17 protein-coding genes are annotated in these 15,923 nt (G+C 65.5%); 11 read left to right on the top strand and 6 right to left on the bottom strand.

Translation table 11 applies throughout. The annotated features are described in order from the left end of the window. Positions 1-14: 14 nt before the first annotated feature. Both MNQ99_RS01195 and MNQ99_RS01200 read right to left on the bottom strand, forming a co-directional pair. Entirely contained in the window at positions 15-809 is a 795-nt protein-coding gene (locus MNQ99_RS01195) for a DUF2238 domain-containing protein (protein WP_241914131.1), read from the bottom strand. A 310-nt stretch (positions 810-1,119) separates the two neighbouring features. Then, complete coding sequence (locus MNQ99_RS01200) at positions 1,120-1,413, bottom strand: DNA gyrase subunit A (RefSeq protein ID WP_241914132.1); 294 nt, start codon at positions 1,411-1,413, stop codon at positions 1,120-1,122. A 314-nt stretch (positions 1,414-1,727) separates the two neighbouring features. Here MNQ99_RS01200 and MNQ99_RS01205 point away from each other — a divergent pair, with 314 nt between their 5' ends. The 9 genes from MNQ99_RS01205 to MNQ99_RS01245 all read left to right on the top strand — a co-directional run bounded on the left by MNQ99_RS01205 (position 1,728) and on the right by MNQ99_RS01245 (position 8,514). Then, positions 1,728-2,714, top strand: a complete 987-nt coding sequence (locus tag MNQ99_RS01205) for an ABC transporter ATP-binding protein (RefSeq protein ID WP_127514047.1) — start codon at positions 1,728-1,730, stop codon at positions 2,712-2,714. A 2-nt stretch (positions 2,715-2,716) separates the two neighbouring features. Continuing rightward, positions 2,717-3,565: an ABC transporter permease gene (locus tag MNQ99_RS01210; RefSeq protein ID WP_127514045.1), complete on the top strand. Its 849-nt coding sequence runs from the start codon at positions 2,717-2,719 to the stop codon at positions 3,563-3,565. Between the two features lie 21 nt (positions 3,566-3,586). Continuing rightward, positions 3,587-4,855, top strand: a complete 1,269-nt coding sequence (locus tag MNQ99_RS01215) for a sensor histidine kinase (RefSeq protein WP_241914133.1) — start codon at positions 3,587-3,589, stop codon at positions 4,853-4,855. Beyond that, on the top strand, positions 4,848-5,567 hold the full coding sequence (locus MNQ99_RS01220; protein ID WP_277883580.1) for a response regulator: 720 nt from the start codon (positions 4,848-4,850) through the stop codon (positions 5,565-5,567). The genes MNQ99_RS01215 and MNQ99_RS01220 overlap by 8 nt, the downstream gene beginning before the upstream one ends. Before the next feature lie 266 nt (positions 5,568-5,833). After that, entirely contained in the window at positions 5,834-6,139 is a 306-nt protein-coding gene (gene rpsF / locus MNQ99_RS01225) for a 30S ribosomal protein S6 (protein WP_127514040.1), read from the top strand. Between the two features lie 94 nt (positions 6,140-6,233). Then, entirely contained in the window at positions 6,234-6,821 is a 588-nt protein-coding gene (locus MNQ99_RS01230; RefSeq protein ID WP_241914134.1) for a single-stranded DNA-binding protein, read from the top strand. A gap of 59 nt (positions 6,822-6,880) precedes the next feature. Beyond that, complete coding sequence (rpsR, locus tag MNQ99_RS01235; protein ID WP_127514036.1) at positions 6,881-7,120, top strand: 30S ribosomal protein S18; 240 nt, start codon at positions 6,881-6,883, stop codon at positions 7,118-7,120. Between the two features lie 27 nt (positions 7,121-7,147). After that, on the top strand, positions 7,148-7,597 hold the full coding sequence (gene rplI, locus MNQ99_RS01240; RefSeq protein WP_241914135.1) for a 50S ribosomal protein L9: 450 nt from the start codon (positions 7,148-7,150) through the stop codon (positions 7,595-7,597). A gap of 77 nt (positions 7,598-7,674) precedes the next feature. Next, positions 7,675-8,514 carry a PhzF family phenazine biosynthesis protein gene (locus tag MNQ99_RS01245; RefSeq protein WP_241914136.1) on the top strand — a complete coding sequence of 280 codons (840 nt, stop codon included), beginning with the start codon at positions 7,675-7,677 and terminating at the stop codon, positions 8,512-8,514. Between the two features lie 73 nt (positions 8,515-8,587). On the opposite strand, the gene MNQ99_RS01250 is transcribed toward MNQ99_RS01245, so the two are convergent. After that, the gene (locus tag MNQ99_RS01250; protein WP_241914137.1) at positions 8,588-9,019 is read right to left on the bottom strand and encodes a DUF1801 domain-containing protein; all 432 of its coding nucleotides are present in this window, start codon (positions 9,017-9,019) and stop codon (positions 8,588-8,590) included. A gap of 68 nt (positions 9,020-9,087) precedes the next feature. Continuing rightward, complete coding sequence (locus MNQ99_RS01255; RefSeq protein WP_241914138.1) at positions 9,088-9,837, bottom strand: hypothetical protein; 750 nt, start codon at positions 9,835-9,837, stop codon at positions 9,088-9,090. Positions 9,838-10,326: 489 nt separating this feature from the next. On the opposite strand from MNQ99_RS01255, the gene dnaB reads away from it, so the two are divergent. Beyond that, positions 10,327-11,694, top strand: a complete 1,368-nt coding sequence (gene dnaB, locus MNQ99_RS01260; protein ID WP_127514026.1) for a replicative DNA helicase — start codon at positions 10,327-10,329, stop codon at positions 11,692-11,694. A 67-nt stretch (positions 11,695-11,761) separates the two neighbouring features. Here dnaB and MNQ99_RS01265 read toward each other — a convergent pair whose 3' ends face one another. Both MNQ99_RS01265 and MNQ99_RS01270 read right to left on the bottom strand, forming a co-directional pair. Beyond that, on the bottom strand, positions 11,762-12,295 hold the full coding sequence (locus MNQ99_RS01265) for a flavin reductase family protein (RefSeq protein WP_241914139.1): 534 nt from the start codon (positions 12,293-12,295) through the stop codon (positions 11,762-11,764). Between the two features lie 248 nt (positions 12,296-12,543). Continuing rightward, positions 12,544-14,382 (bottom strand): FAD-dependent oxidoreductase, encoded by a 1,839-nt coding sequence (locus MNQ99_RS01270; protein WP_277883581.1) that lies wholly within the window; start codon positions 14,380-14,382, stop codon positions 12,544-12,546. Positions 14,383-14,799: 417 nt separating this feature from the next. On the opposite strand from MNQ99_RS01270, the gene MNQ99_RS01275 reads away from it, so the two are divergent. Continuing rightward, complete coding sequence (locus tag MNQ99_RS01275; RefSeq protein WP_241914140.1) at positions 14,800-15,918, top strand: hypothetical protein; 1,119 nt, start codon at positions 14,800-14,802, stop codon at positions 15,916-15,918. Positions 15,919-15,923 lie beyond the last annotated feature (5 nt).

Here is a 15,923-nt window from a genome sequence, read left to right on the forward strand (position 1 = left end):
TCCCGCCGAAGGGGTTATGGTCGAGTCTGGCGCGGCACGGACACGGTGAAGTCGCGGTTTCGAAGCAGGGAACTGACCGGGGGAACCGGGTGGCCGCGGAGGTGGATTCCCACCGCGACCGCCACGGCTATCGCCCCGAGAACTCCGCAGATGATGTCCGTCATGGTGTCCTGAAGGCTGGCATTTTGTGCGTGGGTGCCCAGGAGGCCGTCGCTAGTGAACTCTGCGATTTCCCATGCGGCAGCAACGAAACCGCCAGAGGCCACCACCCCGGCCACCATCAGAAAGGGCGGAAGGTCGAGGTGTTTCCTGCGCCCGACAGTACCGAGGGCGAACGTGATGGCGCACCCCACGAGCACCCCCGAGAAGACGTGGATGACCTTGTCCCAATCGGGCCTGAAGGCATAGAGCCCCAACCGGGTGCCGGCGAACGGTCCCGCAAGCAGGAACCCCAGATAGCAGCCGTGCAACCACGCGGGGAATCGGGCCTCGATGACCCGCTCCAACGAGGAGGGAACCAGTGCGGCCACGGCCAACAGGGCCGGAACCAAGGCCTCGCTCCAGGCACTGGCTACGGCGGCTGCTCCCAGGAAACCAAGAAAAAGCAGCTCGACCGGGATCAACATCGCCATTCCGGGGACGGCCAGGAACGACCGGATGCCCGAGCGGATCGGCAGGGCCGGGGTGCCGGTATCTCTTTGCCTGCCGGCGGGCTGGCCGACCATCGGCGCACCGCTCTTCGTGGACCGTGGGGTACCTTGCGGCACGTCGGAGGCGCTGGCGGGGTCGGGGGCGGGAGGCAGACTCATGATGTGGGGCTGCCGACTAGGATGTCGCCAGTCGCGCGGCCAGAGCTGTGACCTGGCGGCGTGAAACCATGGCGGTCCAAGCGGTGATGCGCTGCCAGCGCCTCCAGGAGTAGCGCCTCGCTCTGATCCATGGACCCCCCTTTTAAGCCGGCCTTTACAAGCTTGCTTAATGTCGGTCACGCTATCGGCCCGACCCCCGGTGCGCAAGGAGTGAGATCCGGGGGCGAGCGAGGGCACTCCATTCCGGTGACTTTGTGCCTACGGGGCTGTGGTCCCAATCGCCCCAAGAACGCTCGACTGATGGTGCTGCTTAGCAGGTATCCGCATCAAGTCTGCCGCCAGACAGGCGAAACCTGATTTCATCAGCCTGGGCCGCAATGGCCCGGCGCTGGTCGCGCGTGAACCTTCTGACCTGCATGTCGAGGATTGCGCGGCATACCATTTCGTCGGCCTCCAACAGTTCGGCAAGGCGACGGATTGCTGCGTCCATGTCTTCTGAATCTTCGACTACTTGGAAGACCTCGTCGCGCCGATCCATTGCCTTAAGAAGCCCGTCCACTATTTTTAGGCTTAGCTCGGTCTGCCTCCGGTCCTCCGCATTCATGCCGTGATTCTTCCACGCACGGTTAACCAACCGAGAAAGTGTCCGTTGACGGATCGGCTTGTCCGACAATGGGACTCGCGGGAATCGACCCCATCGAGGACCAACCTCGCCTCCTCAGGGGCGCGCTCCGGGACAGCTCAGGGCTTTCCCCAGTAGAGCGGGGCGGTCCCGGCCCCGTAGCGTCATCCATTAGGACGATCCAGTCGGTCGCCAAGATCATCCCTGCGTGCGGTGTGCGGGCGGCCGGCAATCCGTAACGTAGCTAGTGGCCCCGAAAGCCAGGGCGCCATCCCAATCCACGAAGGACGGTTCAGATGATCGAGGCACAGGGCCTGGTCAAGGTCTACGGAAACAAACCGGCAGTGCAGGGCGTCTCCTTCACTGTGCAGCCCGGCCGGGTCACCGGCTTCCTGGGCCCGAACGGCGCAGGCAAGTCGACCACCATGCGGATGATCATGGGACTGGACCGCCCCACCTCCGGCGACGTGCTGGTCAACGGCAAGCACTACGCCAAGCACCGCGCACCGCTGCGCGAAGTCGGCGCCCTGCTGGACGCCAAGGCAGTTCACACCTCGCGGACCGCGTACAACCACCTGCGGGCGATGGCCGCCACGCACAGCATCCCCACCAAGCGGGTACACGATGTGATCGAGCTGACCGGCCTCGGCGCCGTGGCCAAGAAGCGCGTCGGCGGCTTCTCCCTCGGCATGGGGCAGCGGCTGGGCATCGCCGCCGCTCTGCTCGGCGATCCGCAGACCATCATTCTGGACGAGCCGGTGAACGGCCTGGACCCGGAAGGCGTGCTCTGGGTGCGCAACCTGGTCAAGGCGCTCGCCGCCGAGGGCCGCACGGTGTTCCTGTCCTCGCACCTGATGAGCGAAATGTCGCTGACGGCGGACCATCTGATCGTGATCGGCCGCGGCCGGATCATCGCCGATGCGCCCATTCAGGACATCCTCAACAACCGCGCCCAGAGGGTCCGGGTGCGCACCGACCGCCCCGACGTCCTCACCCGGGCATTGGCCGGCGAAGGCGTCAGCGTTGAAGCACGCGAACCGGAACTGCTGGAAGTCAGCGGTGTCGCCGCGCGGGCCATCGCTGAAACAGCCCTCGCCCAGCAGGTGCTCGTGTACGAGCTCACCCCGCTGCAGGCGTCCCTGGAGGAGGCCTACATGGACCTGACCAAGGACGAAGTCGAATACCACTCCGGCCCGGTGGCCGACGTACATGACCATGCCGGCACTGCAGAGTCCGGACGGCACGCTGCTGTCGCCGCCGGCGCCGGCCAGGAAGGAAACTGACCATGAGCGCTGCAACCCTGACTCCCCAAGCCGGGCGCGTCACCGGCCCCGGCGTGAGCTTCCCCCGGACGCTGAACAGCGAGTGGATCAAGTTCACCACGCTGCGCTCCACCTGGGTGCTGCTGGCCACCACCGTCCTGGTGATGGTGGGCATCGGCCTGCTCGGCGGCTGGGGCATTGCCAGCGGCATGGAGCAGATGGAAGCCGCGGGCCAGGATCCGGCCGCGGCGGGCATGGACTCCTCCCTCCTGTACCTGATGACCAGCGGCGGCCTTGACTTCGGCCAGCTGATCATCGGCTCGCTGGGCGTGCTGCTGATCGCCTCCGAATACTCCACCGGCATGATCCGCTCCACCATGACGGCCGTGCCGTCGCGGCTGTCGCCGCTGTTCGCCAAGGCCCTGGTGGTCGCGGTGGTGGCCGCCGTCGTCGGAATTGTTTCCAGCTTCATCACCTACTTCCTGCTGCAGCCGATCCTGGCCAATTACGGCAGGGAATTCGGGCTGGACGTGGACCACCTGATGCAGTCCATGCTGCTCTCCGGCGTGTACCTGGCCGTGGTGGCCGTGATGGGCCTCGCGCTTGGGTCCCTGCTGCGCAACAGCGCCGGCGGGATCGTCACCCTGGTGGTGCTGCTGCTGGTGCTGCCGATCGTCGCCCAGATCATCCCCTTTGACTGGGTCCAGGACGGCGTCATGCCCTACCTGCCTTCCAATGCGGGACGGCAAATGGTGATGCTGGAAACCGCCGACGGCGACCTGACCCAGTGGCAGGGCGGACTGGTGATGGCGGCCTGGGCCGCCGTGCTGCTGGCCGGCGCCGCGGTGACCACCAAGGCCCGGGACGTCTAAGCGCGCGGCTAGGCTCGATGCATGACTGACAAGCCTTCGGTGAGGGAGGCGGCGGAACGAACGGCCGCCGTCTCCTTCACCGAAATTTCTTCCAAGCGCCGGGGCCCCATCCGGCGCTATTTCCATACCCACCCGGTGGCGATGGACTGGGTGCTGATCGGCATCCATCTGTTGTTCGGGCTGCCGAATGCCGTGATGACCGCGGCCGACGGCGAGTGGTCGCCGCTGCTGCTGCTGTTGGCCGGCGGCGCCGCGCTGGTGTGGCGCCGCCGCTATCCGCTGGTGGTGCTGGCGGCCATTGCCATGGTGGACATGCTGATTGTGCTGTTGACCAGCACCGGCAGCGGCTCCTTCGCCATGTGGTTCGCCGTCTACACGGTGGCAACCACCCAGCCCGCGGTGCGGGCCATCGCGGCGGCGGTGCTCGCCGTCGTGCCGATGATGGTGGTCATGGCGGTCCGGATGCCGCCGGAGATCGCCAAGCAAATCGCCAGCGGGGAGGTCCCGGCATTTGTTGGCCTGATCACCGGGCTGGTGCTGATCCTGGCGAACATCATCGCCGCGGGCATCGGGGTCACCGTACGCCGGGACCGGCTTCACGATGCCGAGTTGCAGCGCTGGGCGGCGGACAACACCAAGCTGGCGTCGGCGAACGAACGCACCCGCATCGCGCGGGAGATGCATGATGTGGTGGCCCACTCGCTGTCGGTGATGATCGCGCTGTCGGATGGTGCCGCCGTCGTGGTCCGCAAGGATCCGGAACGCGCCGGGCAGGTCCTGGACCAACTCTCCGCGACCGGCCGTACCGCGCTGGCGGACATGCGCCGGGTGCTGGGAGTGCTGCGCACCGAGAACGGTGTGGAAGCGGCCCCATTGGCGCCGGCTCCGTCCGGCGATCAGCTGAGCGGACTGCTGGACGGCTTCCGGGCGGCCGGCCTTCCGCTGCGCACGGTGATGGCCGGGCCGCCGCTGCCGGAAGACCAGAATTTCCGGCTCACCGTGTTCCGGATTGTGCAGGAGTCGCTCACCAACGTGCTCCGCTACGCCAAGGGAGTGTCCCGGGTTGACGTGGCGTTGATCCGCGACGGCGACGCCGTCCACATCACGGTGGCCGACGACGGCCGGCAGGTTGGCACGTCAGACTCGCTCGGTGCCGGCCAAGGCCTTGTCGGGATGCGCGAACGGGCCGCCATCTACGGCGGCCGCGTTGCCAGCGGTCCGCGATCCGGCGGTGGTTGGATGGTGGAGGCAACACTGTATTGGCCCGGAGAGGAAGACAAGAGTGTCTGAGAGCACCGAAAGCAGCCCGGCGGGGCCGGTGAAAGTCCTGCTGGTGGACGACCAGCCGCTGCTGCGGATGGGCTTCAAGCTCATCCTCGAAGGCGAGGACGACGTGGCCGTGGTGGGGGAGGCGTCCGACGGCGCCGAGGCGCTGGAGCTGACGCGCTCGCTGGCCCCGGACGTGGTGCTGATGGACGTGCGGATGCCGGTGCTGGACGGGATCGAGGCCACCCGGCAGATTGTCGACGCCGGGCTGCCGGCCCGGGTGATCATCCTGACGACCTTTGATCTGGACGAGTACGCGTTCGCCGGGCTGCAAGCCGGAGCCAGCGCCTTCCTGCTTAAAGACGTGGCGCCCGCAGAACTTGTCCAGGCGGTGCGCCTGGTTTCCTCCGGCGACGCCGTGGTGGCGCCGAGGGTGACGGCGCGTCTGCTGGAGACGTATGTGCGCGGCCTGGCCCCGGCCGGCAGTCCGGCGGCCCCGCCGCAGCGCGACCCGCTCCTGGATGACCTGACCCCGCGGGAACTGGAAGTGCTGGGAACCATTGCGGAGGGCCTGTCCAACGCGGAAATCGCGCATCGGTTCTTTCTCTCCGAGGCGACCGTGAAGACGCACGTGCGGCGGATCCTCGCCAAGCTGCACCTGCGAGACCGGGTGCAGGCCGTCGTCTACGCCTACGAGACCGGACTGGTGGTCCCCAGCCAAGGTCTGGATTACTGACGCGGCCGGTTCGCGGGCGCGGTCTGTCGTCCTCGGCCCGGAACCTCGGCCGAGCTGTGGAGGACGGGTCGGCGGCGCGGATTTACGCGCCCGGTCCGGTGTCCGGTAGCATTGATGAGTCTGTGCTGTCAGCACCAGCCGGTAATCCTTGTGACAATAGCCAAAACACGTTGGAACATCGCTGTGCGGTGGCAGGCAGGCAACGCAACAGAACCTCCTGTTACGGAAAGACCGTGACCGCTTAGCCCGAAGGAGGTGGGTTCACAATGCGTGCTTATGAACTGATGGTAATCATCGACCCCGAGGTCGAAGAGCGTACCGTAGAGTCCTCGCTCGACAAGTTCCTCAACGTTGTCCGCAACGATGGTGGAACCATCGACAAGGTGGACATCTGGGGACGCCGCCGGCTCGCCTATGACATCAAGAAGAAGTCCGAAGGCATCTACGCGGTGGTCAACTTCACCGCAACTCCCGCCACTGCTGCTGAGCTTGACCGCCAGCTTGGTCTGAACGAGACCATCCTGCGCACCAAGATCACCCGCCCGGAGGAGCAGAAGATCTCCGCTGAGTAATCAGCTGTGATCGCCGCGTCCTTCCCGGACCGGCATTGACGAAGACAATCCCGCGCACCACCTGGCAAGCGGGACTAGGACATCAGGAGGCAACATGGCAGGCGAAACCGTTATCACGCTCGTCGGTAATCTCACCAACGATCCCGAGCTGCGGTTCACTCCGTCCGGGTCCGCGGTAGCGAACTTCACCGTTGCATCCACGCCGCGGACCTTCGACCGCCAGTCCAACGAGTGGAAGGACGGGGAAACCCTGTTCCTCCGCGCGTCGGTGTGGCGCGAAGCTGCCGAGAACGTCGCAGAGACCCTGACCAAGGGCATGCGCGTGATCGTTCAGGGCCGGCTGAAGTCCCGTTCGTACGAAACCAAAGAAGGCGAAAAGCGCACCGTCATGGAGCTTGAGGTCGACGAGATCGGCCCCTCGCTGCGCTACGCCTCTGCCAAGGTCACCCGTACCCAGCGCTCCGGCGGCGGGCAGGGCGGCTTCGGCGGCGGTCAAGGCGGCCAAGGTGGCTTTGGCGGCGGCGGCGGCGGCGGTTTCGGTGGAGGCCAGAACCAGGGCGGTTGGGGCGGACAGCAGTCCGGCCAGCAGCCCGCACCCCAGGATGATCCTTGGGGAGCACCGGCCGGCGGCAACTCCGGCGGCTGGGGCAACGGTCCGGATTCCAACGAACCTCCCTTCTAAAAACAAACCCCATCCCGTGGAAAAGATCCACGGGCTCCACGAGATAAAGGAGCTCCACGATGGCTAAGGCTGAAATTCGTAAGCCCAAACCAAAGTCCAACCCCTTGAAGGCCGCTGACATCACCGTCATCGACTACAAGGACGTAGCTTTGCTGCGCAAGTTCATCTCTGACCGCGGAAAGATCCGCGCCCGCCGCGTGACTGGCGTCACCGTGCAGGAGCAGCGCAAGATCGCACTGGCTATCAAGAATGCCCGCGAAGTTGCCCTGCTGCCCTACTCCGGCGCTGGCCGCGGCTAAGCGAAGCGAAGAGGAGAGAGTACTGACATGGCAAAGCTCATTCTGACCCACGAAGTGACCGGTCTCGGCACTGCTGGCGACGTCGTCGAGGTAAAGAACGGTTACGCCCGTAACTACCTTCTGCCCCGCGGCTTCGCCCTGACCTGGACCAAGGGCGGCGAGAAGCAGGTGCAGTCCATCAAGGCTGCCCGTGCCGCTCGCGAGATCGCATCCCTGGAAGACGCACAGCAGCTCGCAGCCAAGCTGTCCGGCAAGCCGGTCACCCTGACCGTCAAGGCCGGAGAGTCGGGCCGCTTGTTCGGCACGGTCAAGCAGGCCGACGTTGCTTCCGCCGTCGAGGCCGCTGGCCTCGGTGCCATCGACAAGCGCAAGCTCGAACTGACCGAGCACATCAAGTCGGTGGGCAACTACCAGGCGACCGTGCGTCTGCACGAAGAGGTCTCCGCTGTCATCGACCTGAAGGTCGTTGCAGGCTAATAGCCTCACGTTACGCAGCATGCCGGGTCCGATGTGGGCCCGGCATGCTGCGTTTAACGCCCGGTACGCTGTAACGCATGAGCACACACCAGTTCAGCCAAGTGGACGTCTTCGCCACCGGATGGTGCACGGGAAATCCGCTGGCCGTGGTCTCGGCAGCAGAGACGCTGGACGGCGAGCAGATGCAGCGCTTCGCCAACTGGACCAACCTGTCAGAGACCACCTTCCTGTTGCCGCCCGACAGCCCGGACGCCGACTACCGGGTCAGGATCTTTACGCCCTCCGGCGAGCTGCCTTTCGCCGGACACCCGACCCTCGGTACGGCCGCGGTCTGGCTTGCCGACGGCGGGCAGCCGCAAGCTGACGGCGTGATCATCCAGGAATGCGCCGCAGGCCTGGTGAGGGTGAAGAACGACGGCGGACGGCTGGCTTTCGCCGCCCCGCCGCGGCGGCGGACCGGGCCGCTTCCGGAAGAGAACGTCGCCAAGATCTGTGCGGCGCTTGGACTGGCACGCGGCGACGTGCTGCGCCACCAGTGGGCCGACAATGGACCCCAGTGGCAGGCCCTGCAGTTGCGGGACGCCCAGGCCGTCCTGGACGTGGTGCCCGACTATGCGGCGCTGTCCCCGTTCGGCGTCGGCCTGGTCGGCGCCCACTCCGGAGGGGCCGGCATCGACTTCGAGGTCCGCGGGCTGATGGGCTTCGAAGAGCTGCCGGCCGAAGACCCGGCGACCGGCAGCCTGAACGCGGCGCTGGCCCAGTGGCTGATCGGCGAAAACGAAGCCCCCGAAAGCTACACGGTGCGGCAGGGAACGGCGTTGGGGCGGGACGCCCGGTTATATGTTGATACCGACGGGGAGGACATCTGGATCGGCGGGGACGTGCAAACGCTGATCACCGGGACCGTTCACCTCTGAGCCCGCCGGCTCCCGGCGAACAGCCGACCGACGAATACCGGCGCCCGCCAACAGGCACCTAACGTGTGCCAGGTTAGCTCTGGAAGGATTCTGCATCCGCCGTCGTGATGGTGCGGTAGCCGAGCTTAATTAGTTCCTTGAGCACGTCCAGATCGATGTCAGCCAGCTTGTTGACATACAGGCAGGCGGCACCGGTCTTGTGCTTGCCCAGGCGCTCCAGCAGCGATGCGGACTCCGGCGCGTAGGTCAGTCCATACAGGGCCAGATTGCCCTTCCTGGGGGAGAAGCCGACGGCGGCAGCGTCACCTTCGTGTCCGCTCGCGTACTTGTAGTGGTAGCTGCCGAATCCGATGATCGACGGCCCCCACATGACCGGTTCCTGGCCGGTGATGTCCCGCATCAACTCCACGACGGTCTCGCCGTCCTGCCGCCGCACCGGATGTTCCACAGACGCGAGGAATGCCTCCACGGGAACGTCCGTCGGAGCGGTTTTGTTCTCAGCCATGGGTTGAAGTGTCGCAGAAAGCCGGAGGGGTTGCCACTATCCGCCGGACGCGTCGCCCGGCTCTGCCGTTAGGACTCTTCTTCCGGTCCAATCAGATCCACAAACTCGCGCGCGTCTGCCTCGGTCGCTTCCGAATGGTCCAGGAGCAAGCGAACGGCATCTTCCCGATCGCCACCGAGAGCCGCAGTGCGGATCCGGTCGAACACGTCGTCGTTCAGGCGCGTGCTGGCGATTTCCCTGATGGTGTCGCCTTTGGACACGATGGCCCGGTAGCGGTATCCCTTCGGCGCGGCTCGTGAGGCGGGAGCGGACTCTTGCGGCGGAGCATCCTCTGCCTGGACCGGCGCGGGGGCCTCCTGTTGTGGCTCCGCATCCTCTCGCGGCTGTTCCGGCGCTGCCTGTCCTGGCTCCGCATCCTCCCGCGGCTGCTCCGGCGCCGCCTCCCGCAGCTCCTCGGCCTCGGGTCGGAGTGTCGGGACATCGTCTGGGGACGCCTTGTATGGCTGCGGGTGCGCCGACATTTGTGCGACTGCGCCGGCTGCCTCGCGGAGTCCTGCTCCGGTGGCATTCCGATACTCGCGGATGGCGGAGAGGGCCTGCCCTTGCGCGATCAGCGCATAGATCGCCGTGTGTTGCTGCTGGTTCAGCCGAGCACTGGCTTCGGCAGCAGCTTCCCTGGACGTTGCCGTTGCGGGTTGGCCCGGCGACTTGCGCACTTGGCCCGCGCGGCTGGTCTTGTTCCGCGCCGCGAGACGCATGATGACCAGTCCGATCGCGATGACCAGTACGACGATCAGCAGCGGCACCACAAATTCCATACTTGAATCCTACGTCCCGCTCCGGAGACGGCTTCCCGGCCCGGCGGCCGACGTATTACACCGGTGTAATTCACACTGTGGATAACCAGTGGATAACTTTTGCGTACGCTGCAAATTCCGTTCTGTCAACAGCCAAAAACCGGTGAGAATTCACGGCCAAATTCTTTTAATCCACAGTCGCCGGACAACGTTTGTGCAGGTCAGGGCCATGTTACTGGTGAGTTAAGTTTAGTATCCACAGCTCTACACACAGCCTGTGCACAAGACACGCCTACGTATCCACATTTTATCCACAGGTGCGGTGGATAAGTCGCTTGGTGGAAGCGGGGAAGGGGGCTACCGTTGCGGAGTATCCCACTCAGAAGTCCGCGCACGGGCTGTAGTCCGGCGCGCCCATCCGGCAGTTCGAGCAAATGTCCGAACCGCCTGATAGGTCTGGTCCAGAAGGGGATGCGGTACCCGTTCGAGGAACAAAGAAAGCAGGCAGCGGTGTCGTTAGCGCACGCGGATTCGGCAACAGGTCGGGATTCCGAATTCGGCCGCACGCCGCCGCAGGACCTCGTGGCCGAGCAGTCGGTGCTGGGCGGCATGATGCTTTCCAAGGATGCCATCGCCGACTGTGTCGAAGTGCTCCGCGGCGTGGACTTCTATCGCCCTTCCCACGAGAGCATCTACGAAGCCATCATCGACCTGTATGGCCGTGGCGAACCGGCAGACGCCGTCACCGTCTCCGACCTGCTGACGAAACGGGGCGAGATCTCCCGCATCGGCGGACCCGCTTACCTGCACACGCTGATTCAGTCCGTGCCGACAGCTGCCAATGCGGGCTTCTATGCGGAGATCGTCCGCGAACGCGCAGTGCTCCGCCGCCTCGTCGACGCCGGCACCAAGATCGTCCAGCTGGGCTATTCCCACGACGGCGAGGTCGACGCGATCGTCAACGAGGCGCAGGCGGAGATCTACAAGGTTGCAGAGCGGCGGACCGCCGAGGACTATGTCCCGTTGAAGGACATCATCGAAGGCACCGTCGACGAGATCGAATCCGCCGGCCATCGCGGCGAGGGTATGACCGGTGTCCCCACCGGATTCTATGAACTCGACGAACTCACCCAGGGCCTGCACGGCGGCCAGATGATCGTGATCGCGGCACGCCCCGCAGTTGGCAAATCCACCTTCGCATTGGATTTTGCGCGCTCGGCAGCCATTAAAAACAACATGACGACGGTCTTCTTCTCCCTGGAAATGGGTCGAAACGAAATCGCCATGCGCCTCCTCTCCGCGGAGGCCACCATCGGCCTGCAGGACCTGCGCAAGGGAACCATCAAGGACGAGCAGTGGGGCAAGATCGCTACCACCATGGGCCGGATGAATGACGCCCCGCTATTTATCGATGACAGCCCCAACATGTCGCTGATGGAGATCCGTGCCAAGTGCCGGCGGCTCAAGCAGCGCCATGACCTGAAGCTGGTGGTGCTCGACTACCTTCAGCTGATGTCCTCCGGCAAGCGCGTCGAATCCCGCCAGCAGGAAGTCTCGGAGTTCTCCCGTGCGCTCAAGCTGTTGGCCAAGGAACTCGAGGTTCCGGTGATCGCGCTTTCGCAGCTGAACCGTGGTTCCGAGCAGCGCACCGACAAGAAGCCGATGGTTTCGGACCTGCGTGAATCGGGTTCGATCGAGCAGGATGCGGACATGGTCATCCTGCTTCACCGCGAGGACATCTACGACAAGGAATCCCCGCGTGCGGGCGAAGCGGACGTGATTGTGGCCAAGCACCGGAACGGTCCGACCAAGACCATCGTGGTGGGCTTCCAGGGCCACTACTCCCGCTTCGCCAACATGGCGGTTGAACACGGTTAGTGATGCTGTCGACTCAGGTGCCCTTGCCGCGATCGGGCACAGCTTGCGCTGTTGCCGTGAACCAGAATCAGGTCCGAAAGGGCAGGGCCGACCAGGCGTCCAAGGCGTAGTAAGTCCGGCGCTGGTATACCAGTGCAGGGGCGAGCGAGCCCCCGTCGAGCACCTGAAGAACCTGAGCGGCCAGAACGACGCCGGTTCCGGCGGGCATCCGGTCAAGGGGCTTGCACCGGAGCACTGTGCCGACGCCGCGGATGATCGGCTCGCCAGTCGGCGCGGTGTGCCAGTCCATGTCGAACCCGAAGCGGTGCGAACCGGGCCGCGCAAAAAGTTCCGCAAGCCGGCGGTTGGCGGTTGTGAGCAGGTGAACGGCAAGCGACTCACCCGCCAGTAGGGCGGCTCCGGATTCGGTGCCGCGGGCGATGGAAAGCGCGAGAACTGGAGGTTCCGCAGATACCGAAATCACCGAAGACGCGGTCATGCCCGCCGGACCACCCGGCCCCGCGGCGGTGACAATCGCTACGCCGGCGGGATGGGCGGAGAACGCGGCGCGGAAGGCATCGGCGAGGCCTGGAGGCTGGGCATCCTGCCGCATGGGACCCATCCTGGCTCCTTTCCTGCGTCGGGACCTAACGCCCCGAAGGCACCTACCGCCCATGCTAGGACCGCGGGGCATGCCCCGCCAGAGACCGCTTGTTTCGATGCGGCCGGCTGCGGCCCGAGGATCACATCATTGACCTGCCGGGATCGAGAGCCTTCAAGCGGCGCGGCCTTCACCGCAGCGAAGCGTGTTGCCGTGAGGGGTGACCTCGACCGCCGACTCGACGGTCGAGGTCACCACCGACATGGTGCTCAGGCGTCGTCCTGCCGCCGGGCTGCCTCGCGTCCGGCTAGGTAGCCGAATACCAGTCCGAGCGAGATCGTTCCGCCGGCGCCTCCGTAGAACCCCCTCGTGGGTGCGCCGCCTGCGTTGCCGGCGGCGTACAGGCCCTTGATGACCTTGCCCTCGGTGTCCAGTGCCCGTCCGAGGGCGTCGGTCTTCGGGCCACCGACAGTGCCGAGTGCGCTGGCCTCGACCTTGAGCGCGTAGTAGGGCGCCGTGTCGACGGGTCCGAGCACGCTGGAGCGCGGGCTCTTCAGCACGGGCCGGATGATCTTCGCCAGCGGCTTGACCACGACTGAACGCAGGCGCTCGGGGTCGTTCCTCTTTGCCACTCGTCCCGCGAGCTTGCTCGCAATCGGACCGACGGCCTTGGCGATGAGCACTCGGGCCTTGGCTGTCGCGGCGGGGAAGCGCGCGTCGGGCGAGTTCTTGCCCAGCCGGGGATAGTAGGCACCGAAGTAACGGTCGAACATTGTGTCGCCCCGGTTGAACTGCGAGTCGCGGCCTCGTGCGGCGTCGGGGTTGAACCGGTCGACGGTGCGGAGCAGCCCCACCTCGTCGACACCGATCTTGGCCGCCAGCTCTGCCAGGGTGTCGGCGCGGTGGAGGTACTCGGGCACCTCTCCGCCCGGGGTGACGCCAAAGATCCCGAACTTCTCCCAGTAATTGTGGTCGAAGATGAGCCATGCCGTGGCATTGGGCAGGGTGCCCGTCTCCGAGTCGACCTCGCGCATGATCTGGCCGAACTGGTCGTAGGCCAAGGCCTCGTTCGCGAAGCGCTCTCCCCTGCTGTTCACCATGATGCTGTGCGGCAGTGCGCGCTCTCCCAGGAACACACGACTAAGGGGCTGGCCTTCCAGTTCCTCGCCGGGCAGCTGCACCCCGGGCATCCACCAGGCATCGTCCATCCCGGTCAAGTCGGCACCTATTTCGTTGGCCAACTGGACTGCGATGCCATCGTGGCCCTTGGGCGAAACCTGCACGCCGAAGGGCGCCTCGAGGTACTTCGTGGTGGCCTCGTCCGAGCTCTCGAACCCGCCGCTGGCCAGCAGCACACCCTTGGTGGCGCGCACCGTGTGCTCCACGCCATCGGCCCGTACGACGACGCCCTGCACCCCCGACTCATCCGTGACCAGGCGGACGGCGGGCGTCTCGACACGCACGTCGACGCCGTTGCGCAGGCCGCCCTCGAGAAGGGCGCCGACTAATGCCGGTCCGGCGAGCCAGACGTCATCGATGCCGATTCCACCCAGCAACCAGAACGGGAGCGGGTTCTTGGCCATGCCCGTGGTCAGGGCCGGTCGGACGTACTTTGCCGCCTCGCCCAGGCCTTCGGGGGAGTAGGGGCCGGGGAAGAGCGCCCGACCGACCGATGCGCCATCAATGTCGGAGCGGTAGTCCGGCCAGATAGTCGGGATCCACCCGAAGGAGGTGTGCTCCTCGATGTACCGGGCGACGTGCGGTCCGGCTTCCAGGAACTGCTCTACCAAGTCGTGGTCGAGGACCTGGTCGCGACCTTGGCCGTAAATGTAGCGCCGGGCCTGGTCCAGGTTGTCCTTCACCTTCAGATCCTTGGTCGAGAAACCGTGGTTGGGGATCCAGGCGGCACCCGCAGAGATGCCGGTGGCGCCTCCGACGAGTTCACGGGACTCGACAACGAGAACTCGTGCGCCTTCCCTTGCAGCGGTGAGCGCCGCCATCAGGCCTGCTCCGCCAGAACCGACGATGACCACGTCCACTTCGTCGGGAATGCCCTTTTGGGAAACGGTCCCGATGGAGCCGCTGTGCTGAGTCGAACTGTCAACCACGAATCTCTCCTTGCTATTGGTTCCGCAGGTGTCCCTATCACTTGGCCATATTGAGATTGATGCCCAACGCCGGCGCAAGTATATGCAGATGCATTGATCCTATCCCATTTAGTTGATGTGTCAACTTTCTTCCGGGCTGCTGGCGGACCCGCTGTCGGTGTGCGCCTCATTCGCCTCTCGATAGGTGGTCGCTGGATCCGCGCCCGCGGATGGCGAATGCTAACGACGCTTGGCCGCCCTCCCAGCGTCTTTACACCGGAAGAGACCGCACAGCGAGACGGCCGGAGAAGCACTGCCCAGCGATCTTCAGTCATAGGTCCATCAGGCCCAGGACAGTCGACAACATCAGGACGAACTGCCGCCGTTCTGGCCTCGGTGGCCTTGTATCGAGGCCCTAGAATGGCCGCAAGGACTGGGATGGGGGACAGCAGCGTGCAGCGGATGTGGTTCAGCGGCGGTCGAAGGCGGATATGTGGACTGGGCGTGGCGGCGCTGCTGGCTATGGTCACCTTGGCAGCCTGCGGAGAGATGCCTGGAGGGCGCGGGCAAACACGTGCCGTGGCCGAGCTGGTGGATGCCGTCGACTGCACATCGGCGCAGCACGTCCTGGAACCAGGGAAGCCGTCCGCGCCTCCGCCACCAGTGGCCGGCAGCGTGCCCGAAGCATTCGTGCCTGTCGAAGTCATCCGCTGTGACGCCTTCATGATGGCGACGGTCGAAGATGCCGAGGGCCTGTGGTCGGCGGTCACGGAGGAGCGCCTCACCGGGAACATGGACGGACTGCTGGACGCCCTGGCACAGCCGAGCGACCCACCCAGAGCAAACCAGGCCTGCACGGCGGACATGGAACTGGTTCCCGATCTCTGGCTGCTGGATGAACAGGGCAGGGCAATGCGCGCGGCATGGCCGACGAATTCCTGCGGCAAGACGAAGCCCGGCGTGCGCGAGATCCTTGGTGGCATGGAGGTGGTCGAGTCGACACAGCACAAGATGGAACTCATCCAACCGAAGGCGGCACTGGACGCCAACTGCCCGGCCGAGTGGAAGGAACCGGTGGCGGGCGGAATCGACGTGGCGCCGATACCGGCCCCGGAACTGGGCGCGGAGGGCACCGGTGCCACGGTCTCCGGCTCCGCAGGCCTGGTTCCCGAGGTCGGCGAGGTGGACTCGCTCAGGGTCTGCCACTACAACATTGATCGGCCCGACGCCGGCGCGGCGCCGACCGCCGGTACGCACGCGGAGCTGGAGTTTTCAGGCACGGAGGTATTCGCCGGAGAGTTTATTGGTGGAGGCAGCCTCGACGGCCCCGGAATGAATGCCGTACTTAAAGCAGTGAAGGCGGACGCGCCCGCTGCCGAGTGCGACGACAAAGCGACGGAGTTTGCGGTCTTGTGGCCGGTTGCCGACGGGCTGGACGTCGGTGCGCCGCTGACCGTGGAAATCGATGGCTGCCAGCGGCTCTTTGGGCCTGACGGCGCAGCCCGGACCCTGCCGCACGAGGCGAGCACCGCCGTCGTCGTCGCGTTGGGGAAGTGACGCGG

It is taken from the genome of Arthrobacter sulfonylureivorans, from assembly GCF_022637435.1.
Taxonomy (GTDB): Bacteria; Actinomycetota; Actinomycetes; order Actinomycetales; family Micrococcaceae; genus Crystallibacter; species Crystallibacter sulfonylureivorans.